Raw genomic sequence first — 22,282 nt, 5'->3', positions numbered from 1 at the left:
CTCAAAGTCAGGCATCCGGGAAATAGACCCCGCTGCGTGCAGGCTCCACGAACGCCAAAACGACCGCATCCGCCCGGTCCGGGGAATCCAGTCCACGTTTCTTCATATCTTCTTTACGCTCGAGAGCGAGCTTGCCCTTACTGGTCATGCGGTACTTCCGCTGAGAGAGCTGCGTGACGAGGCGATCGTCATTCGGCAACTCGACCGCTGCCGGCTGCCCCTGAATGTGCTTCGAGAAGGACTCCTGCAACAGATCACGCAGATCCGCCCACGTCTCCGTGCCGCGATTATCGTAATGCTCCGCAGCATGTTTGGTTGGGCTGCTCCCGTTAATGACCGGCGTAACCCGCCAACCCCGCAGACGCTCCTCCAGGATGACTTCGTTCAATCTATCTGTCACTCCGCCGCCGACGCCGCTGTCGTCGACCTTGATTTCGACTCGCTTCAACGAATGCTGCTTAAGCATCTCCCTCGCCGCGGCGATCACCTGGCCGGCAGTAACCATCGTGTCCTGCTTGTTGTAGCAGCGGAGCTTATAGACCTTCATGCCGATCCGCGGGGCAATGACCGTCTCGTCATCGCCAAAACGAGCGACGTCAACGCCCAGGTGCAATACATCGCCAGTTGCCTCGACGGTCGCATTGGCTGCGAACTCTGCCAACTCCAGCGCAATGAACGAATCGGCTTCCGCTTTCGGGAACTCCCCGTAAACCCGAACGCGAACGACGTCGCTCTCGGCACCGTACTTGTCGATGAGCATCTGGATGTTCTCGCGGCTCGTTCGCTTTGAATCGCGGCTATCAACCTTGTGCGTCCGGAAGCGTGCCCGGTCCCGGTTGTGCGAATCATAAAAAACCCCAGCAGTCCGCGTGGGGTTTCCGAACATCGCAAGCTTATTGTCTTCGCCGGTTAACGTACCGAGAATCGTCTCCAAGATCGGATCTGCCACACCAGAAGCTTCGTCCACGACAAACAGCATGTGATCCTCGTGGAAGCCGGCCATATTCTCGGGGCGGGTTGCCGTCCTCGCCGTCGCGAACCACCGCTCCTCGTGGCCAACCATATAAACCTTGGTCTTCGTCCACTTGAGCAGGTTTTTGACCATCGAGCTTTCAAGCCATTTCGCAACCTCAGCCCACAGTACGTCATAGAGCTGCTGCCTCGTCGGTGCGGTACAGACGACCTTCGGGTTCGGCCGGGTGCACAGAAACCACAAGACAAGCGCAGCCTCGGCACCAGTTTTCCCGACGCCCTGGCCCGATCGAACGCTGACAAGACGATGCTGAGCAACGTCCATCATTACTTCTCGCTGCCAGTCGTCCGGATCCATTCCGAGCATGTCCTCGGCAAAAGAAGCCGGATCATCCCAATAAAGATCGAGTAGGAATGCAATATCCGATACGACGTTGTACGGCTTACTCATCGCTGCTCACCGCTGCCGCTTGCTCGGCCCGCTTTGCCTTACGCCGCTCGGCGATCGCCTTGAGAGCTTCGGTCCAGCTCTGCGTCGCACCTGCGCCACCTTGGAGCTTCTGCAGTTCGATTTGCAGGATGGCCGTCCGGACTTGCTTCTCCTCATCAACAGCCACCAACTTGTTCTTCAGCTCGATGGCCTTCAGTTTCTGCGCCTGAACGCGGGTTAGAGCGTCTTCGATGCGCAAAATGTCTTCAAGGATGCGAATGGTCGTCGTCTCGATCTTGGAAACAACCATTTTCTCAGACTCGGTGACGACCGTCGTTTCTTTGCCAGTTCTCGGATCGGTAACCGGCTTGGCTTCCTTCACGGTTCGCAGCTCACGAAGCACGCTTCGCTGCTCCTCCGTCAGACCAGCCATAAGACGCTTAATCCGTCCTAGCATACGACGCTCACGGATGGACAGCAGCGTGATTGTATCGTCAGCCTGGGCAACGGGATCGGTGTCGATTTCCTCCAGCAGCTCCTGCTCGTCCTCTCCGAGCATGTCCCACCATATCGTCTCGTGCTCGCCGGTCTTGACCGCCTTCTTATTGCCCGGTGGTCCGCCGGCGCCGCCGCGGTTTCCCTTGGCGTTTTGGTTCCCTTTCGGTGCGCCGCCCTTGTTGCCAACGGCGTTCTTGTTACCCTTCGGCGCTCCCTTTCGTTTGGTAACGTTACTATTAGATTCATTGGTAACGTTACTATTCAGATCGGCAACCCATTTGTCCTGGCTCTTCCACTTGCGTATCTGGGTTTCCCCAAGACTGAGCGCTGCGGCGATGTCTTTCAAAAGCATCTTGCCGCCGCTCTCCAGCCACATCAGCTTCGCTTTGTCTCTATTTGGGCTGCGTTCCTTTGCCATTACATGCTCACCACCCCCGGTTGTCATATAAGGAACTCAGTATCATATAATTGAATGGAATCAAAAAAACTGAATAAGGATGGTGGACCACATGAAAGTTACCTACTTTTCCTTCTGGATTTTAGGAATGGGAGTAACAATCATGGTGGTCAGACCTTAAAATGGTCTGGCCGATCGGGAAGGGGGTGATGCCCTCAACCTGATCGGCCATAAAAGTTAAATATAATAAAACACAGTATTACTGTTATCTCATTTCATCCTTCTGCAGCTCAATATCCAGTTCAATCAGTTTCCTCAGATCGTCGACTGTCCCTAGCTCGATCCGATTGTCTTGGAAGTCCTTCACCCAGCGCGCGACAGCAGCCTTGATAATCTTCCGGTACTGCTCTTTGCTCTCCATAATGCCAAGCAGCACTTCGAGCTCATGCTGCTGCAGCAAATCATCTTGATTCGGCATTGGTCAAAACACCTCGGCATCCATTATGATGAATTTGAGATCATGTGTTCGCAAACCGTGGCCACGGCTGTACATGATCTCGGCCGGGGTGTTTCCGGTCGGACGGGAGGGGCGTTTCTACGCCTCTCCTTTTTTATTCTATTTTTGAGCGATGGACCAGCACCGGCTCTATGCCCGTAGCTGCTAGGAACCGCTCCTTAATCACGTCGCAGAAAACAGGATCCAACTCCATCGTGCGGCACTCGCGCACCATCTGCTCACATGTCATAAGCGTGGAGCCGGATCCGCCGAAGAGATCCACCACGACGTCGCCAGCCCGGCTGCTGTTCCCGATCGGGATGGCCAACAGCGGCAATGGCTTCTGTGTAGGGTGGACGTACTTGCCGACGTCGCCGCGGGAAACCTCCCATACTGTGGATGGCTCCGGCTCCTCCGCAGGCAATCCGGCGCGCCACACCGTCGTCTGCCGACGATCTCCGTACCAGGTCGGTGCCTTCCCGCGGAGATGGGCGTAAAAGACAGGCTCATGCTGCCAGCGATACTGTGACCAGCCGAAAGAAGCGGCGTTCTTGACCCATACACACTGACTGCGAACAGTGATACCGGCCGCCTCCATGGCGTCCTCGAAATGCCGCTGGTAAGACGACGGATGGAAGACATAGATAGCCGAAGTCGCGGCCATAATTCTGGCATAGCTCTGAAAAACAGCATGCAAAAAGCCCGCGAATTCCTCCGCGGGCATGTCGTCGTTCATTATTTTATCCCGGCCGTCCGCCGCCAGGCGTTCCGAGTCGCTCTCGACGGCCACGTTGTACGGCGGGTCCGTCACGACTAGCGCGGCCTTAATGCCATCTATTAGTAGCTCCACGTCCGCCTCGTCTGTAGCGTCTCCGCACATCAATTGATGCCGGCCGAGCTGCCACACGTCACCGCGCCGCGTCATAGGCTTCTGGATCTGCTCGAGCGCTTGGGCAACATTGAATTCATCTTCAACGACCGGCTCATCAACCTCGGTGTCAGCCGGGAGCCTGCCGATCAGCTCGCCGATCTCATCCTGATCAAATCCAGACAGCTCAAGTTCGGCACCGTCGGCCTGCAACTCGTCCAGCAGCCTGGCCAGAGCCTCATCGTCCCATTGACCGGACACTTTGTTCAACGCGAGATTCAGCAGCCGTTCCTGCTGGTCGTCCAAGCCGACGACAGATGCGACTACGTCTTTATCACCTCGCTCCTTCAGAATCTTGAAGCGCTGGTGGCCGCCGACTATGTTGCCGGTTCTCTCGTTCCAAACGATTGGCTCAACGTAACCGAATTCTTCGATGCTCCGCCGCAGCTTCTCGTACTCCGGATCGCCTGGCTGCAGGTCGACACGGGGATTGTAGGCGGCGGCGTTGAGGCGGTCGATCGGGATGGTTTGAATGTTCATGATATCCCTCCAATAAAAAAAGCACCGATTAGGGTGCCTTTCGATTATCAATTATTCCATTCGCTATACTCCTAGCTACCTCCATCTTATTATTGAGTATTATGATTGTTCTCTTCACATATTCAGCAGATGTTCTTTCTTCACTAGAAATATGAGGCCAGACTTCTCTATTGAATTCTGATATTTCGCGTTTTGTATCCTCGATAAGATTTACAAGTTCACTACCGCCTTCGATTGCAATTGGTAAAAGCCCATCTAGCTCATGAGAGAACTCTATAACCTTATTCATCAATTCATTTGAAGATATATGAATATTGTTTATCAATTTCCAACTTAGCGCGTCGATGCTATGAGCTATCGAAAGTGCTGTAGAATAGCGTGCCCTCTCTACTTTTGGCCGCTCTTTTTCCCATTGCTTTTTTATGGTATACCTTGCAGCCAAATAAGCTCCCAGAGTACCGATAGAGCCACCTAAAAAGCTCCCCCAGTCAAAATCCATTACCATCCCCCATTCCCATCACATATTATCATCCAGTATTAGACAATAACTGATTATGGTCAAGAGGGGGCTTGTGTTAAGTCGGTTTTCAGCCACGAGCCTCCGAAATCAGTCCCGGTCGAATGTGCGGGGTTGCCTTCCTGCCATTCTTTGCTTTAATTCGTGCATCGGGACAGCAAGAAGCCCCGTGCCTCAGAACGGGCTACAGGGCTCCGTGCGATCACCTTAAAGCATTTCGAACTGTACGAACAAATCATTCTCATGAACACGAATCACCGTGCGGTCCTTCCGTTCTAAGCAGATCGTTCCGCCTGTTCCAGCATATTCGAAGACTTCACCCGTCTTCTTATCTTTGAAGAACAAACCAATCACCTCCTCTTTCTTCCATATTATTCGACATGATTCGACAAAATCAAGCCATGAATAAATGGAGAAGCCGCCCCTTTCGGAGCGGCAACGGAGGAGTGAGGTGGTCAACCTCGTATGGCACGCTATAAATATATCATGGCCAGAAGCAAACGCTCTGCCGTTTTCCTGCCAAAATCCCGCCATTTCTCTGCCACGCTTACGCGCCGCCAACGTCAGCGGTAGAAGCTGGCTCCTCCTGATCGACATACACTTCCAGACGAAGCGCGAAAGCCAGCTTGTACAATGCACTGCTTTTGATCCGATAATACTTCCGTTCGCTAAGGTGCATCTCGCCGGATACCTGATAGTCGAATACTCCCTCATCATCCAAATACCGCAGTTCAATCAGGCGACGCTCCATTCGTCCTAATCGGTCGACAGCTCGCTCGACCTGTTCATATTGAAGCCGCATGCGCTCCTCGGCATCGACGTTCTGGACGGCGATCTCCTCCGCAGGCTTCCCGACAACATTCGTCGCTCCATGTTCGCGCGGCTCCCATGCAGGCGTCGTCTTCATCTCCCGCCGAACGAATCCAACCTGCTTGTATATGCGGGCTGACTCCAGACGCTGCTCAACCGCGGCCCGGGTCGCCTCTCTATCAATCTCAAACGGAAACTGAATCTGTGCCATGCCCCACACCTCCATGATGTGCTATACTTTTGGGTGAGGCATGACATTTCTCTTCCAATCCCCCGCGCCGTTGCCAGGCATATACGGGGGATGTTTTAGTTATCGATGCTCAATCCATATCGAGCTTGATGCTTCGCAAAATCATCCGTTGAAATATCAACTTGGTCGACCAACTTCTCGTTTCATATCTCTTAAGCCGCAGCGCAATCAGCGTTGCCCACGGCTGCCATACGGTGATGGCCTTCATGGAGAAAATATCTTCATTCATGTCTTATCCCCTTCTATCGGATAGCCTTCGGCATCGACTCGCGTTTTGTAGATTGTCCCCCCGAGCCGAATTTTGCTGTTGTTTAGCTTCTCAATTTCATCTGGGGTCAGCGGCCGGCAATCAATTTTCCGAAACTCAACATCCATAAATCCGAATCCTTCAACGAAACTTCCGATGAAGTGACCGGGAGTTTCCTCCGCTACATAAATAAGGTCATCTTCCGTCCGCCCGATATCTCCGAGCTTGTGAACTGCTGGGCTTCCGCCCTTCAGAATCAAGTAGCGAGGTTTCAAATCTAGCCCTCCTCCAATCGTTTACGACTCATCGCCTTGAATGATTGCTTATAGTAGTCCCGCGCGTTCTCCTCGGTTATCGCCTGCCGTAGAAACTCAGCCGAGCATTGCGCTGTCATAATGAGCTGCTCCTCCGTCTCGCTCGGCGGAACGTGGAAGAGGATGAATTGCGCCGCGTCATGAACCTCGTCCGGACGACCATCGTCGTACTGAATCGTAATTTTGGCCATCTTTACCTCCTGTTTCACTTATTGCGCTTAATGGGTCATTTGCATCTTTCGTGGCATTCGATCAGCTCAAATCATGTGTCCTCCTTTGGATAAACCGCACCATAATGTACCAGTGGATCATGATTTAACGTTGCTGTATAATTACACAAACGGGGCTAGTACATGGTTAGCAAGACTGTGCCAGCGGCACTTATAGTCGAGGCTTAAAATTTGATACGTAGACCGCCGGGCAAGGGAGAGGACACTGCAGACCTCTCCCTTTTGCTATTTAGGGCAAGATGCGATTCCGCCGGCGCGACTCCTGCGCAGACTTCCGCTTCTTCTTCCGCTCCTGCCGCGCCCATTTGGAAAGCTTGCCGCCGGACGACTGGCTGACGAATGCGCGATCGCTGCCGGCCAGCTTCTTCTCAGCAGCTCCCCGCAGCTCCGCGGGTATTGGCTCGAATTCGCCGCAAACAAGTCGCTTCCGCTCTTGCTCCTGCAGCCGAACCAATTCTCCAGTATTAACGTTCATTTCGTTGTCCCCCAGTTCTTCTTCACGTACTCCACAGCATCTCGTAGCGCCTCGATCAGCGACTCGTTTTCAAATATTGAAATTCCACGGGCGTTGGTGTCGTCCCAGATGCCTACCCGCCATACCCGGTCGACCTGCTTCAATTGATGGTCCGGCAAAGCCATTTTGGCCAAACGATTGCGATTAACGTGTAAGCCAATGTTCGTTGCAGTAATTCCGTTGAAGATCGGCACGACCAGGTCGACCATCGGCTGGTCGATCCGATCAAGTCTGTATCCCAAAAATTCAATGCATTCTTCAATGTTCAAGATGATCGCTCCTCTAAATATCGCTTCGCCTCTTCGGCCGCTCGCTGCAGCGCGATAAATGCCTCGTTGCTTCCAGTCGGTGAGTCCGGGTGATTCAGTTTCACAAGAGAACGATAATGGAAATTCACCGTCTCGAAGTCCTCCGGCACACACTCAAACCCCAGCATCCGGAAGCACTCAGGCAACTCAACCGGCGGCGGAAGGTACCGCATACCCTCAATCCACGTCTGAAGCTTGTAGATGCCGCGTTCAGCCAGCCTGGCCAAATCTTCGAGGGCGAGAACAAGCTGCGCGAATGCATCACTGCCATATTGGATCTTCTGGCCGTTCGCCCGAGCTTTTTCAATGGAATGATCGAAACGGTAAAGTTGCCCATGAATGCGAAACTCTACCCAGCCCCCGTGCCGGCCCCAGTCGAAATTGTATTCCTCGGCCCCGAAGCGTTGCATGACCTTGGCGAGCTTGTCCTCGTATTGCTCGACATCTGCGTACCTTTTACCTGCCACCTTCAACCCTCCTCATACCGCGCGCAAGCCGACCACCGAACCCGGTGATCGGTTCCGGGGCCGTTCGTGTCGCCCCGGAGTCCGCACTTATAATAGATGCGATTGTATCTTTTGCCGTAAAGATGAGCACACTCCCGACAACTCGCCCCCTCCGGGCCTGGACCGTGAGCCCGGACCATCGGATTGGGAGAGTCATAGCCAGGTACTTTCCGGATCTCGCTCATCTCGAAAAGTTCCAACTGTAGCAGCGGGTCACCGTTGGCAAACATTTTTCTTCCTGCACTTTCTCTCAGCAATCTTTGAAATCAGATCCGCTACAATAATGCCTGACTTCGTCAGCTCTGTTTCTCCTTTGATCAGATGATTCTGGTTTAGCCTGGCGAGCTGTGCGCGTGAAACGAGAAGTAAGTTCTCCGGATTAAAATTAAGTCGATCTCCATCGCCGAATATTACGACATGCCCTTTCGGGATGGGGCCATTCACCGCTTCCCAGATGAGGGAATGAACGAGCTGCCACTTGTTCGGGTCGGCGATCTTTACATCGACATATCCGTCGCTATTGACTCGCTCGGAACCGACCGGCTTATAATTAGCTGGTCGGTTCCCCTTTTTGAATTGTGTTGGCTTATGGCCGGTTCCCGGATATTTTTTGCCTTTATTCGTAGGGATGTTTCCAGGCTTAATTCGACCGTCGAGCCCGTTCCATAGTCCGTGATTGTGAACGTAACTACGAATTTGCTTATACGTTGCGTCTTCATCAAATCGTTCCTGCACAAGCCGGACCAGTTCCGCAAATGGCGTACCTCGATAGTGGTCTTGAATAAATGATTTTACTTCCTGCTGCAGGCCAGCCATCAGCTACCGCCTTCCAACATCTTCGGCACCTTCGTATCCGCGTTCAAATTATCACCCTTCATTTGTACAGCTTTGAGCACCAGGAATCCGTTCGAAATGATCTGTGAGGCAACAGACGATACTGCCTTGGCACGTTCGAGCTCTTTTTTGAGCTGCTCATCTGACAAAGATTCGTCATTCAGTCGCTCAAGCTGCGCAAATAGATGATTGTTCAAATCTCCCATTGTGTTCCGCATTCGATCACCCCGCCTCTTGCATCGCTGCCACACTCGCGATATGCCGAACGTTGTGAGCCTCGAAAAACCGCTGCACGTGCTCGCTCACGTCCTGCCCCGGAAGCAACTCCGCAAGATCCGCCGTGACGAAACTCACGGCGCGCTGCAAGATTGCGAACAATTCCCGCATGACACGCTCCCGATCGATTTCGGCGGCTTCAACTCCGGATCCAAGCGCCTCAACTGCGTCGTAGATGCGAGCCCTTTCTGCGTTGGCAGTCGTAACTGGAAGGACGGGCATCCGGATGATGACATGGCCGGAATCGTTCGCTTCCACCGCGGCGGATTCAATCGTTCGGAGGAGCATCTCACGCTCTTCTTCCAGCTCACGAATACTGTCGTAACCGGCTTGATTCGCACCAGCTTCTAAAAGGTCATCCTCTAACTCGCAAATCCTTGCTTCCTGCTCTTGAATCTTGATGGCCGCTTTTTCGAAGCGAAGTAGATCCTCTCCACGCTTGTCGAGAAGTGACCCGATTTGTTCAACCGCTTTATCAAGCTCTGCCTGCAATTGAGCAATGATTTGTTCCTTCTCTTCAGCCCGTTGCTCAACGCGATCCAGAATTTCTTGTCCCGCAGGCTTTTCGTCATTCGGCTTCGTTTCTTCGTTAACTTCCGCGGGCGCCGCCGACTGATACTGCGCGTTGAACTCTATCAATCCGCGCGCGGTCGCTTTCTGCTCGATCAACTCCGCCGTCCGACGGTCGACCTCGCTTGCTGGCTTAACGGGAGTCAGCAGCTCAAGCGCCCGTTCCTCCGCATCCAACTCGCGGATGCCCCATTCCTCAAGCAGCTTATAAAACTTAGTAGGCGATCCTCCGAGCGACCGCATGATTCTGGTTCTCGTTTCGCCGGCAAGTCGCCGCTGCAGATACTCGTCCTTGGTGATCGTCAGAGTCGTTTTAACACCTTTGGCCAAAGCCTCCACCTCCGCCATTTCTTCTTTCCATGACTTGATGCCCCACTCTCGGAGCTGCTTTGCAAGCTTGTCCGACTCATTGTTGAAGTGCTTCAGTATAATTGCCTGCCGGCCATCACCAGCAACCCGTTTTTCAAAATATTGTTGTCTAGTCAACGTAGGCTCCCACTTTTTGACCGGTGGGCCATCGTATTTAAGGCGTGCGCGCCGGTCGAGATCAGCAATCTCCTCCGGCGTCGCTTTACGGGATATGACCTCGCTCATATCGCACCTCCGGATTAAGCGGCGCCGCCCTGCTGCTCAGCGACACGCTTTTTGTATTTGCTCCAAGCTGCCGACAATTTTGTAGAGGGAATGCCCAAGGTGCCAGCGATTTGCATCCAAGTCTCTCCGCCCTTCCGCCGCATGAGTAACGCCGGAAAGTCATAAGGAATATCCTCAAATACTGGCCTTTCGGCAAGAATCACCGATTCAATGTCCGCTGGATCAACTTGCTTTTCTGCTCCCGCATTTTGCGGATCCTCGCCAAGAACCTGACGCTCCCAATCGGACAGTTCGTCTTCAGTCTCCACTTTCTTGTCGAGGTCTTCCAACTCTCCGGCGGCGTCGTCAGAATCGCCGTCCAAGTGACCAGGCTCGTCACCTTCGGCCAAATCCTCTTCGCCATTCTCATGCAGATCGTCGGATTCATCGTCTTCCAGCTCGGAAGCCGGCTTGTCAGCCTTACTTTTTCGCCATTCATCCCACTTGGCCGCAAGCGGCGCGACGGACTCGCGGTACTCATCGACCAGATCAACTACTCGCCCACTGCTGATGCCTGCTTCGTTGGCTAACTTAAGATACGTTTCACCGTCTGCCAGCCTGGCGACCCATTCATGGATCGGATACCAGTGCTTCTCCGGACGCGGGGCAAGCCCGGAGAGAATAAAATCGTCTACGACCTCGCGACTGATCTCTTCCGGAACTTCCTCGATCGGATCCTGCTTCTTAGCAACGTCGAGATCCATTTCAAGCTGATCGCCTTCCGGCTTGTATTCCGAGACGACGCCTTGATCATCGACACGGTACGACTTGATCGGCTTCTCTGTCCGAGTGTTAATCTGGACGTTATACCGAACAACCTCCGAGTCGACAGCAATAGCCACCCTTCCGTCCAGCATTTCGGAAAGCATATCGATTTTGCCGTAAAGCGCGCCGTCGGAAACCTCCAGCACGATCTCCTTCACGCCCTTCGGCTTAAGATTGATTTTCTTTAACAAGGCTTTGAATTCGGTGTAAGCCATGCGATTCACGCTCCGATTTGTCTGATTTTGACCTCAATACGAGGTTTGAAACTGTACCGCTTGCGGGCATAAGCGTCCACGACCTGGCTGTCGTCCACCCACATCACGCCCTTGAGTGCATCCTTGACACCCTTGAGATAGTTGTCAGCATCCGGCTTGCTGATCGGATAAACTTCGCCAGCTTCAGCGGCAGCCGCTTTTTTCTTGCTAAAGCTCTTCGGGATGGAACGATAGGCAGTCACCATGACGGCCAGGGGACCTTCCAGCAGCTTCGACGGAGCGTGCTCCGCAGCGGCTAGTCGGACATAATCCTTGTAATCCCGGGACTTCGCTGGATCATACAACCGAACGTGACCACTCACCGTACTTGCCCTTGGGCGGCCTTGGGCGACAGGCTCTCCGTAAACGGTAAATGCGATCATCTGGCTTTTCTCCTTCCCCGCCGCCGCGGCGGCAACGTGTAAACTTCACCTATCACGCGCCCGCGGAACCAGACGAGCTGCCGGCGACGCGTCTGAAACAAATTGTCAATCCGTGCAGGCTTCACGCGCTTTTCCCCTTTCGGTACATGTCCGGTATTCGGCCGCTTTTGCCTTGCGGCGATCCCGGGTCCGGTGGCTCCGGATTGGTGCTGTACGTGCGGTCCAACGAAACAAACTTGTTGAACTGCTTGAGGAAGACTAATTCCACAGTGCCGACCGGGCCGTTCCGCTGCTTGGCGATAATGATTTCGATGACGTTCTTCTTGTCGGTTTCCTTGTCGTAATAATCGTCTCGATACAGAAATGCGACAATATCGGCATCCTGTTCGATCGCTCCGGATTCCCGCAGATCAGACATCATCGGCCGTTTGTCCGTCCGCTGCTCTACGCCGCGGGAAAGCTGAGACAATGCGATAACGGGAACATCCAGCTCGCGGGCAATCTGCTTCAACGTGCGGGATATTTCCGTGACTTCCTGCTGACGATTCACGCCTGGGCGGCTGCGCCCCTGGATCAACTGCAAATAGTCGATCAGAATCATGTCCAGCCCTTTCTCCTTTTTCAACCGACGGCACTTAGAACGGATCTCATTCACCGTAATGACGGGGGAATCGTCGATAAATATGTTCGACGAACCGAGAACTCCGGCTGCTTTCATAATCTTCTCCCAATCATCACCTTCGAAGAATCCCGTTCGCATCCGGCTTGCGTCCACATCCCCTTCCGCGCACACCATCCGCTGTACGAGCTGGGCAGCGGACATCTCGAGACTGAAGATGGCCACATTCTTGCCCAAGTCAATCACTCCATTCTGTTCACGGTTTAGCGCAACATTCTGCGCAATGTTCAGCGCGAACGCCGTCTTGCCAACAGATGGACGTGCAGCCACGATAATTAAGTCGCCACGCTGGAATCCCGCCGTCTTACGATCGAGATCGGGGAAGTGGGAAGCGATCCCTGTCACCCCGCGGTTGATCTGGCGGTTGACGTAACGGACCTCAGCGTCTTCAACGACATCCACGACAACATTCCGGATGGACTTGAACTCTTGTTTTGGCACCGATTGCTCTGAAAAAACGGTAATCTCCGCTTCCATCGCCGCAAGAAATTCGGTTGAATCCGGCTGCTCGATGGCCTTTCGCATGATGCTCGTCGCAATTTTTATTGCTTTCCGGCGCCGATAGACTTCCAGAACGAGCTCCGCGTAATGTGCCACGTTGGCCGCGGTCGGCACTGCGCTGGCGAGTTGCGTGAGATATAAAATATCGTTCTCTGAATCCAAATGCTTATTATCCCTGAGTTTTGCCGTCAGCGTCGTCAAGTCGATCGCGACACCGTCTTCGCGGAGCGTGGCCATCGCCTCGAACACGTGCTGATGCTGTACGGAGTAAAAACACTCCGGTCTGAGGATCTCCAGCGCAGCATCGATCGCGTCCTCGTCAATCAGGATCGCCCCAAGCACCGACTGTTCGGCTGCCATGTCCACCGGCGGTGGCATGTCCATCCACTCGTCCATCATGCTCATTCGGCTTTCATGTCTCCCCTCAGCTTGGCTCTGATCCCGTCCAGCCAACCTGGAGGCGGCGGGCTAGAATTACGCTCCCACTCTTCGAGTTGGGCGAAATAAGCTGCCGTTTGTTCCTTGCTCCGCTGGCTATCCAGCATATCACCTAGATGCCCTCGGATATCACCAATGCCAGGCGGTCTCCGAGGAGTCGTCTTGATGTGTTGGACAACGTTGGACATCGCGTCCACGAACGGGAAATCTTGAAGATACCGCCAATGGCGCTCGAAATTTTCTTCACCGACCTCGAAAAATGGGTATTCGGACTTGATCTCCTCGAAAATCTCGTAAAGCTCATCTCTGGTCACGTTGGCGCGCCTCCTCTCGTTTGCGCCGCAAGTCTTCGAGTTCTTGTTGCTGCTTTGACTTGCGCTGCTTTTTCGTTCCGGGCGTTTCGCGCTTTCTCTGCTCAGCTACATACAGATCAAGGATGATCGGGACGCAGTAGTCCAACGTGCGAACCGCGTCCCGGTGGTGCTTGGGCTTGTACTCGTCGTATGCTTTATCGATCCCGCGCAAAACGGTATCAAGAGGGACATTGCATGTGGCTAGCTCATCAAGCGCATCCTCGTCCTTCGGAGACAAAAATGTTCCCCTCGCCCGTCGGGAAATGAACTTGTCGATGATGACCTGTCGAAAATCAGTGAACGATACTCCTGACTGCCCGGAGTCGGCATCCGGGTCAGCAGCGGCAGCGGGGTCGGCACCATGCCTGGGTAACAGCATACCCTCGTCATCAGATTTGCTAGAGTCATCTTCTTCTACAACAACAGCAAGATCTTTAAAACCTATAATATCTTTATTGGATCGGCAGGATTCTGCCGATCTCTCCTCTGAGTGATCGGAACTATTCTGCCGATCGCCCCCGGTTTCGGCCAAGTGATCGGCAGAATCCTGCCGATCTGATCGGAACTTTTCTGCCGATCTGTGAAGGAACTTCTTGGATTTCCGAACCGTTAAAATGATTCCAGTAGGTGCACGTGTTACGCGAATATACTCATGCTCCCTCAACACTTTCAGCCAGTCGCGAATCGTCCGGACACTCACATCAAAGCTTGCTGCAAGTTCCTCTGTTTTAACTGGCTTATTCCCGAGCACGATGCCCCAGACGATTCCATCCTTCTCCTTCTCGGACGTGGTGGAGCTGACGCACCACAGGAAAAGCCAGATCGCGCTGCCTATGTTTTTGTAGTGTTCTGGCTCCAACAGACCGGAGTACATTGGAAAGGGATAACTGGTCTGAGGCATCCGCTCAACCCCTAAATTGCAATAATCTTGATCGTACTCGTATAACGATGGATGAGGTGCAATTGCGTTGGCATACTCTTGACCACAAGCCAATTGTCAGCGTTAAAGCCGGCTGCCTTGATCTGTAGCGTTTGCCGTCTTGTTGGCCGCTTGCCGTGCTTCATCGGCCGCTCCGGGACAGGCTGTGAAGCTCCACGTGCATAAAGCCCGCTTGGCCGTGATGCATCAGCATGCCCGCCGTAACGCCTTTGCCCATCTCCTCAACTGTCCGCGCAATTGTAGGAGGCACGTCGTCAGGTTTGCTCAGTCTGGCGACTTGTCCGCCAACAATACGTGCAATTGCATTCAGATGAGCTTGAGCTGCCTCATCACCTTCTGCCATAGCTTCTTCCAGCCACTTGTCCATGACCTTCAATTTATCTTTCATATCGCACGCTCCCTCTTAATTTTGTCTTGCCACTCCCGATCAAACTTGCAGCGTGCTGCAGGAATCTCGTAGTGGCGCCTGCCCTGGACGAAAGAAACGAATTTTCGGCTGCTATGCTCATAATAAAATCCGTTAAGGACGATGGGTCGGACTGCGATGATCTTCGGCGGACTTGGCTCGGAACGAGATTCAGAAAATAGCAATAGCTGCTCTACCGTCAAATCGTCCGCCCCCTATCGTCACGAATCCAGATAATCCTGCGCTTATAAGACACCTTCCGCGCCGTCCATCCCGGATAACCGAGAGCGAAGTACTCTTTAACCGCGCGCCGGAAAGCCGCCGGATCGGTGTGGTACAGCGCCCAAGCCTGCTCACCAATTCCGGACTGGGTTAACAGCACGCCGTCGTCGTCATATACCGGCCCCGCCGGCCCCGCTGAATCATGCGACACAGATCTCAACCCCACCGTCAGCGTTGTTGAAGCGAATAACCTGGTCAAATGCAGCTTGCGCGTCTTCAATGTGCGTGATGACAAGGACTCTCTTAAATCGATTAGCCACCGACTTAATAGATTCGAGAACGAGCGCGCGATGCTCCGCGTCCTGGGAGCCGAGCCCCTCGTCGATCGTCAGCCACTCCACCTTGCTGCCGGCGCGCTGTGCCAACAACTCGGCAAGCGCGAATCGGATCGCGTAGTCGATGCGGAGCTGCTCGCCTCCCGAATACGTCTCATACGGTCGCTCCGCCGTCCAATCGCCGACCAAAATGTCGAGCGTCTCGGATACGCCGGCGCGAGACTTGAGCTCGCGCTGTGTCTCGAAGCGGACGTAGTGCTTGCCCTTCGACATTTGGCCAAGGATCTCGTTCGCGATGCGTTCAAGTTGCGGTACGGCGTTTTCGATGATCAACGCCGGGATGCCGTCCCTACCAAACACCTTGATGAGCGTCTGGTACCGCGTCCACCGTAGTGCCTTCGGCTCGAGTTCGGCAGAAAGCCGGTCACGTTCTAGCAGATCGTCGTCCAGCGCGGCCATGATGGCCTTCATCCCGCCGATCTGCTCGCCCAGGGTGGCAAGTTGCCGGCGAGCGACCGCGATAATCGTTTGCAGGCTGGCCAGTCGCTCGCTGGTCGCTGCGTGATCCAACGTCTCGACTTCGAGCGTGGCTTGCTCGAGCGCCAGTTCATCGCGCCGGCTCTGCTTCACGCCGATCGCCGCATCGATGGCGATTATACGCTCATTCGCGTTTGCGGCTGCCACGCGAGCAGCGCCGATCTCGTCCTTCAGGCGGGCGTAACGCTGCAAGTCTTCCACTTTGAGGCGAAGTTCCGGCAGCGGCTCGAGCGCTCGTTCGAGATCAGCTAACTGCTGCTGCAGATCATCCCGTTTTGCTTCGCCGGTAGCCTTGCGGGCCAGCTTCTCGGCAGTCTGCTGCTCCAACTGTTGCAACAGCTCGTCTTTCCCGGAGAGCTGAGCGAACGCCGTCGCGGCCTCCCGCAGATCGTCCACCGAGCGCTTGCAATCGCGATGCGCGGCGAAGTCGTATCCGAGTCCCTGCTGTTCGGTCTGCTTCTCGGCGATCGTCAGCGTGAGCGCGGCCAATGACGACCGATCGAGCAAAGCGAGCTGTTCGCAAAGTATGGGGAGATCCGCCACGGCCGCCGCAGCCGCCTGCTGGAACTTGCACGTCGGTAGGCATCCGCTGTCGTGGATGTGCGCCTCCTGCTGCTCAAGCGCGCCTATACGTTCTTTCAGGCGCCGCTCCTCCGCCTCAACACGGACGAACTCCCGATCCTGCCGTGCCTCGAGCGAGTGTATCTCCATTTCCAGCGCGTTCCACGCTTCTGCCTTTACCTCGAAGTCGCGGAGCCGCAAGGATTGTCGCTCATACTCATCTGCCCGCTGCCGCAGCTCTTCGCGCCCGGCAAGCTTCAGCGCCGTTTCGAACGACTTTTTCTCAATCTGGGACAAGTCCTCGTCGAGTTTCTGCAGGTCGACCAGCATTGCGCCCAGGTCAGTCCGCAACCTATCCGCATTCGGTTTCATCGTCACCAGCGAAGCCAGTTCCCCGCGAATGCGTTCAAGTTCGGCCGATTTCGATAGGATAAGCTCTTCATTCGCGAGGATCTTTTCGGCGCGCTCGAGGCGGCCGCCGTGCTCGGCCCTCTCCTGCCGCAACGCATCGACCTCACCCTCGATCGCTACGATTTCGCGACCGATCTGCTGCGCGCGGGATAGCTTCGTGTTAAGCAGGGCGAGTTGAGCCTCAAGTGCTTTGGCCGCCTGCTCGTCCTTGTCGATCGCCGCCAGCAGCTCGCTGTTCTTCTGTAGGAGGTTCTGCAATTCGTTATCTTTCATTGCGCGCCCCGTGAGCCGATCATCCAACGCCAGTAGCTTATCCTTCCCCTTCTCGATCTCGATGTTGAGCAGGGAGGCCCGTTGCCGGGTGCGCTCTTGCAACTGCTCATAGACGTTGAGCCCGAGAATCTGCGACAGGATTTCCTTACGCATGCCGGCCGTTGCGCCAGTAAAAGCATTGGCCTGCACCTGCAGGATCATGGAGCTGGCCGTAAATGTTCCGTCGTCCAGGTTAAGTAGGCCCCTGATTACGACTTCAGTGTCAACGATCTTCTCAGCGGACCGGCTTTCCCACCGATCGTCGACACGCTGCTGAAACTCGAGCGTCGACTTTCCCTTGCCCTTCGTGCTGCGCGTCCGGATAACGCGGAACGTGGATCCCTGGTGCTCGAACCAGAACTCGACGGACATCTCAGTCGTCCCGCTGCGGACAAGGGAGTCCAGACTAACGCCGCTGATCACATCGCCGAAGCATGCGAAGCGTGGCGCCAGCGTGAAGGCGGACGACTTGCCGGCACCGTTCCGTCCGGCGATCGCTGCCAAGGAAACCGCCGACAAATCAATGTCGGCGTGCTCGATGGCTCTGAAATTGTTAATGATGAGGCGAATAGGAATCATACCGGCGGCGCCCCCTTTGCCGGAATTTGAGCACGAACTTGGCCCCGAGCCAGCTTCCAAGCTTTGTCGTAGGCTTCCTCCACGCTGTCGCCTGGAGCAAGCGCGACGGTAACGCCGGCTTCGAGCTTAAGGTTCTCGTAATTCGGCAGGCTTTTCGTATAGAGCATGTCTACGCTGATTTCACGGATTTCCACGTTACCACCTACCCTTCGTGCGCCATTTGATCGTGCGCATGGCACGGCTTGTCGGTGCAATAGAGATTCCACTTCTTATTCACGAATTTTTTCCTGGTCACGAAATTGTAGTCTTGGAAGATGATAGAGCCAGATTTCGTCTCTGTTTTAGGTCTTTCAGCACCGCAATATGCGCACTTTGCAGATTCGTTCACGCTTCCGCCTCCTGAGCAAAATCAAAGACTTCGACTTCCTGGCTGTCCGGAGTAATCACGATACGCCCTTTCCCCATCGTTCCGAGAAATCCGTATGCGGACCAGTTACAGCTTTTTGCTTCAACTTTCATCCCAGCATGGGCGAGACGTCCGATACATCCTTGATAGGCGAGCCGAGCTGCTTCCGCTTCACTGCAACCCGAATCAATGAAATCTTGCGGAGACTGGACATTCCCGCAGCTCGGGCAGACGAACTTCCAATCCACTCCCTTGTTGCCAAAGCGTTCCCGTGCTTCGTCCCGCCATTCGTCCAAAGTTTGCTTGATCAACTCAGCACCCCCATCAATTCTTCCGTGATGGCCAGCAGTTCGGCAGACTCCGCCTCCGCAAGCCCCTCATTATTTGCCCATGCAGCCAGCGCGGCGAGCGGCGTCAGCCCCTCCGTCACCTCGGTGTCACGGATCCGCTCCGAACGCTCAACTTCGGCACGGATCTCCGCGACGAAGAAAGCACCCGCATCGTACAGCGCCCGCTCGAGCGAACGTCGATCGAACCGCTTCTGCAGCTCCTCGCTGCAGGAATACCGCACCCGGACGATTGTGTCACGGACATGGGCAAAGTCGTCCACCTGGCCATCCAGCCAAGCCGCAATGTCCATGTCGCACCAATCGATCGTGCGGAAGCGGCGGGCCGGCGTTTCTATAAATTGCGACGTTACGCCTTCAATGGGACCGGATAGGTTAAGCCCGTCGAAGTCATGAATCCAAAATCCCGGAATCGTATGCTCATCCCCGAAGCTATGCCGCTCCGGAGCACCGCAGTAATAAACGTTCCGGCCAGCTCGCTGCGGACGGTGGATGTGCCCCAGGGCCACGAGGTCGAACATGCGGGCAGCCTCATCCGTCAAGATCGGCTCGTTTTGCAACAGCGCGTCCTCGAAGCCCAAGTCCGCCAGGTTGTAGGAGAGATGCGACATCAAGATTACCGGCACGCCTCCGGAATCCTCCCGCATATCCGAGCATATAACAGTGATGTCCTCGGTCATCTTGGCGTGGAATTCGTGCGGCGGCAGGCCGGTGTAACGCGGGTCCGTCGCAAAGGACGAGCGGTTCATGCCTGGCAGGCATGCGACGATCACATCTCCATCGGACGGCAGCGCCGCGATCTGCGGCTCGGTCACGACCTCGACGCCCGGGATCTGCATCTCGCGAATTAAATGATAGGCACTGATCGCATCGTGCGACGGCGTTCCGCTGATGACGATCACCTCGATGCCGGCGTTTGAGAGACGGCGGAGCCAGGCAACGAATGCCTGAATCTCCTCCGTCGCCCGGTCGATGAAGACGCGGGCGTCCTTGAATGCGTCGCCGGCGAACAGCACGAGGTCGCACTGCTCGTCGATAATGCGAGTCGCCACCCAGTCCATGGTTCGGGTAATGTCGGCGAAGCGCGCCCCCGGCGTCGGGCCGGGATAGTTAAAGCCCCAATGGGCGTCTGCAACGTGTGCGATTTTTGTCATAAGTCCTCCGGAAGATCGGCGGGGTCGAATCCGCCATCCTGCTGCGTGCTGGCTTCCATCTCGAGAAAATCGCCAACAATCTTCCAATCCGCCTCAGTCTGGATATCGCTGATAACCTTCTTGATTTGCCGGCCCAACGCAATGCTCGCAGTGTCGGCCAAACTGTTCCAATCAAGTTCCTGCTGCTTCATCAGTGCGAGAACGCGATTCTTCTGCGCGGATCCACCGCTCTGCCCGCCGGCAGAGCGGCTGCCGCCAGAAGTTCCTCCACTCTTCTGTCCGCCGCCCTGATAACGCCCGCTATTTGCATTAGCCGCACGGCCACCGCGCTGCTGCTTGCGATCTTCAGGAGCGACGTCGGCGTAATCGTCCATCTCCGCTTCGTCCTGAGTGAAGATGCCGCTCGAGCGAGTACATTGGAGCGTCAAGCCGACGTATGCACGCTTATAGGCCATCTTCAGGATAGTGTTCCATTGCGAATACAAGTCTTCGTTCGGGATACGGAACGACTTGTATGCGCCGTACTGCCCTTCTTTTTCTTCAAATAAAAGTTCATCCTTATTGAGAAGACGCGGAATTTTATTCTCGCTTACCCAGCGATACATGTACTTCGATTCGTTCGTGCTGCATTCGCCGACGCCTTCGCCAATGATAACGCCACTAGAGCGATGAATCATCTGCAGCGTGAACGAAACACGATAGAACCCCGTCTCGAAGCTTCGCTCCTCTATCTTCTCTTTGACGATCGCCGCGAACCCGTAGAGCTCGCACAGCTTCTCCGCCCCGGGCTTGTACAAAGATGGCTTCTGCGTGCCAGGAATGACGCCGAAATCTTCGTCTTTGACCATGACTTCCTTGAAAAATTCCTGAACAGCATCATACTTTTGCTTCATGTCTACCATCCTCCGGCGGAAGTCCGCCGCGCTCCCAAACTCGAAATCAACGATTGCCCCACCCCCGGCGCCACCGCCGGAGGATTGAGGCATAACGGTAAGGTTAGCCTCGGACAAATTAAGCCGCCTCCTTCAGGAGCTCGGCCACCGCCCGAAGTGCGCGGAACTCGTCCCGCACTTTACCCAGCCGAGCAACCGCATTCTTCAAATTCAGTTCGGCGTCCGCCAGTGCTTCACGTTCGTTCTGAGTATACTGGCGTACTTGTGCGGCACGGGTCTCGGCATTCTTCCCGTCAATCACGTTGTTGAGAAGGAGCGAATCCTCTTTTGCCTGCAAGGACTCCTTTGCCAAGACCACCCGGCCATTGACCTGAAGAACAGCTTCCTCCGCTTCGGCAATTTCCGCCGGCAACGCCAGCAGGCGATTGATAATCGATTGTTTATCCATAAGTCCTCCTTGTAGGGGAGCCGCCATCGTGGTAAAATGGCGGCAGATTTGGTTTTACGGATAGCCCGCTGCAACGGGCTATTTTTCATTTCCACAATCCTCACAACTACGCGGATACCCCGGCTCTTCGCCGTCGATCAGATCCCCGCAAACCTGGAAATACAATCCTTCCAGCACAGCTTCTGCAGCTTCACCCATGCGATCCCTCCTCTCCTTACGAATTGATGCGTCAGCCGCATCTGGAGACGCACGAGCCACTGACATGGCCGGGGAGAGGCCTACTCGCACGTCTTCGGATATGGTTGACAGCCACCCCGGCCGAATGCCCGACCGGGAAGGCTTGTCCGAATTACAAGCCGGCTTTCCGAGCTAACTTCCGAATGGCTGCTCGACTGTATTGCTTGCCTTGATAAGCGATCAGGTCATCTTGGCTGCCGGTGATTACACAGCCAGGAACATACTTCTGAAGGATGATTCGATCACCATCAACGAAGATTTCAAGCGGATCTCCTTCAGCCACACCCAACGTACGGCGTAACTCCTTCGGAATAACTACACGTCCAAGATCATCAACACGCCGAACAATACCCGTTGCTTTCATATTCGTTTCCTCCATTGTGGCCGCTGCTTCGGCGGCGTTTGATGGCAGCGGAATCGCTGCGGAAATAAGTTCTACTGCTTGCTGTACCAATTGCATGACGAGACTCAGCCTCGTATTCTGCAGGACAAAATACTCCATAAAGCCGCCGACATTAACAATGCCAACGAGGTGGTAGTCACCGACTGACGATAAGTCCTTTCCAACCCCCGCGCCTGGACGGACCGGTCCTGTATGGAATCGAATTTCACCAACAGATTCGGGACGACCCAAGCATGCATCTACTGCTATAATGGCGTGGCCCTCGGGTATTTCTCGCATTCGTTCATGAAGATTCGCGCCATGTGCAGTGCTATCCATCGTGCCAATTACGTTGTATCCGAGTTCCAATAAGCGGGATCCGACCAATGGGCCAAACGAATCGCCGGTTGACCGATCGGTCCCGATGCAAAAGAAAGTGATCCGGTCCGGCGCTAAGTCCTGCGCCAATTTCGCCATTGCTTCATTCAAGTCGATGCCCCCTTGCCGGTGAGCTGCCACTGCGGTACAA

Annotated in this window: 31 protein-coding genes; all 31 read right to left on the bottom strand. The window is 54.8% G+C overall.

Annotation, left to right across the window (positions count from 1 at the left end; translation table 11 throughout):
- Positions 1 to 7: 7 nt before the first annotated feature.
- The 31 genes from J4772_RS11420 to yyaC all read right to left on the bottom strand — a co-directional run bounded on the left by J4772_RS11420 (position 8) and on the right by yyaC (position 22,242).
- Positions 8 to 1,423 (bottom strand): DEAD/DEAH box helicase family protein, encoded by a 1,416-nt coding sequence (locus J4772_RS11420; RefSeq protein ID WP_209075291.1) that lies wholly within the window; start codon positions 1,421 to 1,423, stop codon positions 8 to 10.
- Positions 1,416 to 2,318 carry a phage terminase small subunit-related protein gene (locus J4772_RS11415; protein ID WP_209075290.1) on the bottom strand — a complete coding sequence of 301 codons (903 nt, stop codon included), beginning with the start codon at positions 2,316 to 2,318 and terminating at the stop codon, positions 1,416 to 1,418. The genes J4772_RS11420 and J4772_RS11415 overlap by 8 nt, the downstream gene beginning before the upstream one ends.
- Positions 2,319 to 2,562: 244 nt before the next feature.
- Positions 2,563 to 2,775, bottom strand: coding sequence for a hypothetical protein (locus J4772_RS11410; RefSeq protein ID WP_209075289.1), 213 nt, complete (start codon positions 2,773 to 2,775; stop codon positions 2,563 to 2,565).
- A gap of 133 nt (positions 2,776 to 2,908) precedes the next feature.
- The gene (locus tag J4772_RS11405) at positions 2,909 to 4,201 is read right to left on the bottom strand and encodes a site-specific DNA-methyltransferase (RefSeq protein ID WP_209075288.1); all 1,293 of its coding nucleotides are present in this window, start codon (positions 4,199 to 4,201) and stop codon (positions 2,909 to 2,911) included.
- 28 nt (positions 4,202 to 4,229) lie between these two features.
- On the bottom strand, positions 4,230 to 4,700 hold the full coding sequence (locus J4772_RS11400; protein WP_209075287.1) for a hypothetical protein: 471 nt from the start codon (positions 4,698 to 4,700) through the stop codon (positions 4,230 to 4,232).
- 225 nt (positions 4,701 to 4,925) lie between these two features.
- Positions 4,926 to 5,252 (bottom strand): hypothetical protein, encoded by a 327-nt coding sequence (locus tag J4772_RS11395; RefSeq protein WP_209075286.1) that lies wholly within the window; start codon positions 5,250 to 5,252, stop codon positions 4,926 to 4,928.
- A 13-nt stretch (positions 5,253 to 5,265) separates the two neighbouring features.
- Positions 5,266 to 5,739 carry an ArpU family phage packaging/lysis transcriptional regulator gene (locus tag J4772_RS11390; RefSeq protein WP_209075285.1) on the bottom strand — a complete coding sequence of 158 codons (474 nt, stop codon included), beginning with the start codon at positions 5,737 to 5,739 and terminating at the stop codon, positions 5,266 to 5,268.
- A 109-nt stretch (positions 5,740 to 5,848) separates the two neighbouring features.
- Positions 5,849 to 6,007: an ASCH domain-containing protein gene (locus tag J4772_RS37520; protein ID WP_371822846.1), complete on the bottom strand. Its 159-nt coding sequence runs from the start codon at positions 6,005 to 6,007 to the stop codon at positions 5,849 to 5,851.
- The gene (locus tag J4772_RS11380) at positions 6,004 to 6,300 is read right to left on the bottom strand and encodes a hypothetical protein (RefSeq protein WP_209075284.1); all 297 of its coding nucleotides are present in this window, start codon (positions 6,298 to 6,300) and stop codon (positions 6,004 to 6,006) included. Before J4772_RS11380 ends, J4772_RS37520 begins: the two co-directional genes overlap by 4 nt.
- A 2-nt stretch (positions 6,301 to 6,302) precedes the next feature.
- Positions 6,303 to 6,530, bottom strand: coding sequence for a hypothetical protein (locus J4772_RS11375; RefSeq protein ID WP_209075283.1), 228 nt, complete (start codon positions 6,528 to 6,530; stop codon positions 6,303 to 6,305).
- Positions 6,531 to 6,798: 268 nt separating this feature from the next.
- Positions 6,799 to 7,044, bottom strand: a complete 246-nt coding sequence (locus J4772_RS11370; protein ID WP_209075282.1) for a hypothetical protein — start codon at positions 7,042 to 7,044, stop codon at positions 6,799 to 6,801.
- Positions 7,041 to 7,352, bottom strand: coding sequence for a hypothetical protein (locus tag J4772_RS11365; protein ID WP_209075281.1), 312 nt, complete (start codon positions 7,350 to 7,352; stop codon positions 7,041 to 7,043). Before J4772_RS11365 ends, J4772_RS11370 begins: the two co-directional genes overlap by 4 nt.
- Positions 7,349 to 7,858 (bottom strand): hypothetical protein, encoded by a 510-nt coding sequence (locus J4772_RS11360; protein WP_209075280.1) that lies wholly within the window; start codon positions 7,856 to 7,858, stop codon positions 7,349 to 7,351. The genes J4772_RS11365 and J4772_RS11360 overlap by 4 nt, the downstream gene beginning before the upstream one ends.
- Before the next feature lie 252 nt (positions 7,859 to 8,110).
- Complete coding sequence (locus J4772_RS11355; RefSeq protein ID WP_209075279.1) at positions 8,111 to 8,713, bottom strand: HNH endonuclease signature motif containing protein; 603 nt, start codon at positions 8,711 to 8,713, stop codon at positions 8,111 to 8,113.
- Positions 8,713 to 8,949 (bottom strand): hypothetical protein, encoded by a 237-nt coding sequence (locus tag J4772_RS11350; RefSeq protein WP_209075278.1) that lies wholly within the window; start codon positions 8,947 to 8,949, stop codon positions 8,713 to 8,715. The genes J4772_RS11355 and J4772_RS11350 overlap by 1 nt, the downstream gene beginning before the upstream one ends.
- 4 nt (positions 8,950 to 8,953) lie before the next feature.
- Positions 8,954 to 10,171 carry a hypothetical protein gene (locus J4772_RS11345; protein ID WP_209075277.1) on the bottom strand — a complete coding sequence of 406 codons (1,218 nt, stop codon included), beginning with the start codon at positions 10,169 to 10,171 and terminating at the stop codon, positions 8,954 to 8,956.
- Positions 10,172 to 10,185: 14 nt separating this feature from the next.
- Entirely contained in the window at positions 10,186 to 11,190 is a 1,005-nt protein-coding gene (locus tag J4772_RS11340; RefSeq protein ID WP_209075276.1) for a hypothetical protein, read from the bottom strand.
- A gap of 5 nt (positions 11,191 to 11,195) precedes the next feature.
- The gene (locus J4772_RS11335) at positions 11,196 to 11,612 is read right to left on the bottom strand and encodes a RusA family crossover junction endodeoxyribonuclease (protein ID WP_209075275.1); all 417 of its coding nucleotides are present in this window, start codon (positions 11,610 to 11,612) and stop codon (positions 11,196 to 11,198) included.
- Between the two features lie 121 nt (positions 11,613 to 11,733).
- Positions 11,734 to 13,197, bottom strand: coding sequence for a replicative DNA helicase (dnaB, locus tag J4772_RS11330; protein WP_209075274.1), 1,464 nt, complete (start codon positions 13,195 to 13,197; stop codon positions 11,734 to 11,736).
- Complete coding sequence (locus J4772_RS11325; protein WP_209075273.1) at positions 13,194 to 13,544, bottom strand: replicative helicase loader/inhibitor; 351 nt, start codon at positions 13,542 to 13,544, stop codon at positions 13,194 to 13,196. Before J4772_RS11325 ends, dnaB begins: the two co-directional genes overlap by 4 nt.
- A complete protein-coding gene (locus J4772_RS11320; protein ID WP_209075272.1) occupies positions 13,531 to 14,484 on the bottom strand; it encodes a hypothetical protein in 954 nt (317 codons plus the stop codon). Before J4772_RS11320 ends, J4772_RS11325 begins: the two co-directional genes overlap by 14 nt.
- 11 nt (positions 14,485 to 14,495) lie before the next feature.
- Positions 14,496 to 14,648 carry a DUF6906 family protein gene (locus tag J4772_RS37515; RefSeq protein WP_371822845.1) on the bottom strand — a complete coding sequence of 51 codons (153 nt, stop codon included), beginning with the start codon at positions 14,646 to 14,648 and terminating at the stop codon, positions 14,496 to 14,498.
- Positions 14,645 to 14,911, bottom strand: coding sequence for a hypothetical protein (locus tag J4772_RS11315; RefSeq protein WP_209075271.1), 267 nt, complete (start codon positions 14,909 to 14,911; stop codon positions 14,645 to 14,647). Before J4772_RS11315 ends, J4772_RS37515 begins: the two co-directional genes overlap by 4 nt.
- Before the next feature lie 217 nt (positions 14,912 to 15,128).
- Positions 15,129 to 15,362 carry a RidA family protein gene (locus J4772_RS11310; protein ID WP_209075270.1) on the bottom strand — a complete coding sequence of 78 codons (234 nt, stop codon included), beginning with the start codon at positions 15,360 to 15,362 and terminating at the stop codon, positions 15,129 to 15,131.
- Positions 15,352 to 17,886, bottom strand: coding sequence for an AAA family ATPase (locus J4772_RS11305; RefSeq protein ID WP_209075269.1), 2,535 nt, complete (start codon positions 17,884 to 17,886; stop codon positions 15,352 to 15,354). Before J4772_RS11305 ends, J4772_RS11310 begins: the two co-directional genes overlap by 11 nt.
- A complete protein-coding gene (locus J4772_RS11300) occupies positions 17,883 to 18,080 on the bottom strand; it encodes a hypothetical protein (protein ID WP_209075268.1) in 198 nt (65 codons plus the stop codon). The genes J4772_RS11305 and J4772_RS11300 overlap by 4 nt, the downstream gene beginning before the upstream one ends.
- Positions 18,081 to 18,270: 190 nt before the next feature.
- Positions 18,271 to 18,603: a VVA0879 family protein gene (locus tag J4772_RS11295; RefSeq protein WP_209075267.1), complete on the bottom strand. Its 333-nt coding sequence runs from the start codon at positions 18,601 to 18,603 to the stop codon at positions 18,271 to 18,273.
- Positions 18,600 to 19,793 carry an exonuclease subunit SbcD gene (gene sbcD, locus J4772_RS11290; protein WP_209075266.1) on the bottom strand — a complete coding sequence of 398 codons (1,194 nt, stop codon included), beginning with the start codon at positions 19,791 to 19,793 and terminating at the stop codon, positions 18,600 to 18,602. The genes J4772_RS11295 and sbcD overlap by 4 nt, the downstream gene beginning before the upstream one ends.
- Positions 19,790 to 20,686, bottom strand: coding sequence for a hypothetical protein (locus tag J4772_RS11285; protein WP_209075265.1), 897 nt, complete (start codon positions 20,684 to 20,686; stop codon positions 19,790 to 19,792). Before J4772_RS11285 ends, sbcD begins: the two co-directional genes overlap by 4 nt.
- Positions 20,687 to 20,804: 118 nt before the next feature.
- Positions 20,805 to 21,134, bottom strand: coding sequence for a hypothetical protein (locus J4772_RS11280; RefSeq protein ID WP_209075264.1), 330 nt, complete (start codon positions 21,132 to 21,134; stop codon positions 20,805 to 20,807).
- A gap of 349 nt (positions 21,135 to 21,483) precedes the next feature.
- Complete coding sequence (yyaC, locus tag J4772_RS37400) at positions 21,484 to 22,242, bottom strand: spore protease YyaC (RefSeq protein WP_305827862.1); 759 nt, start codon at positions 22,240 to 22,242, stop codon at positions 21,484 to 21,486.
- Positions 22,243 to 22,282: the final 40 nt, after the last annotated feature.

The organism is Cohnella sp. LGH (assembly GCF_017671885.1).
GTDB lineage: Bacteria > Bacillota > Bacilli > Paenibacillales > Paenibacillaceae > Cohnella > Cohnella phaseoli.
Note: the sequence above shows the minus strand (reverse complement) of the source record. Positions and strands in the feature narration are given on the sequence as shown.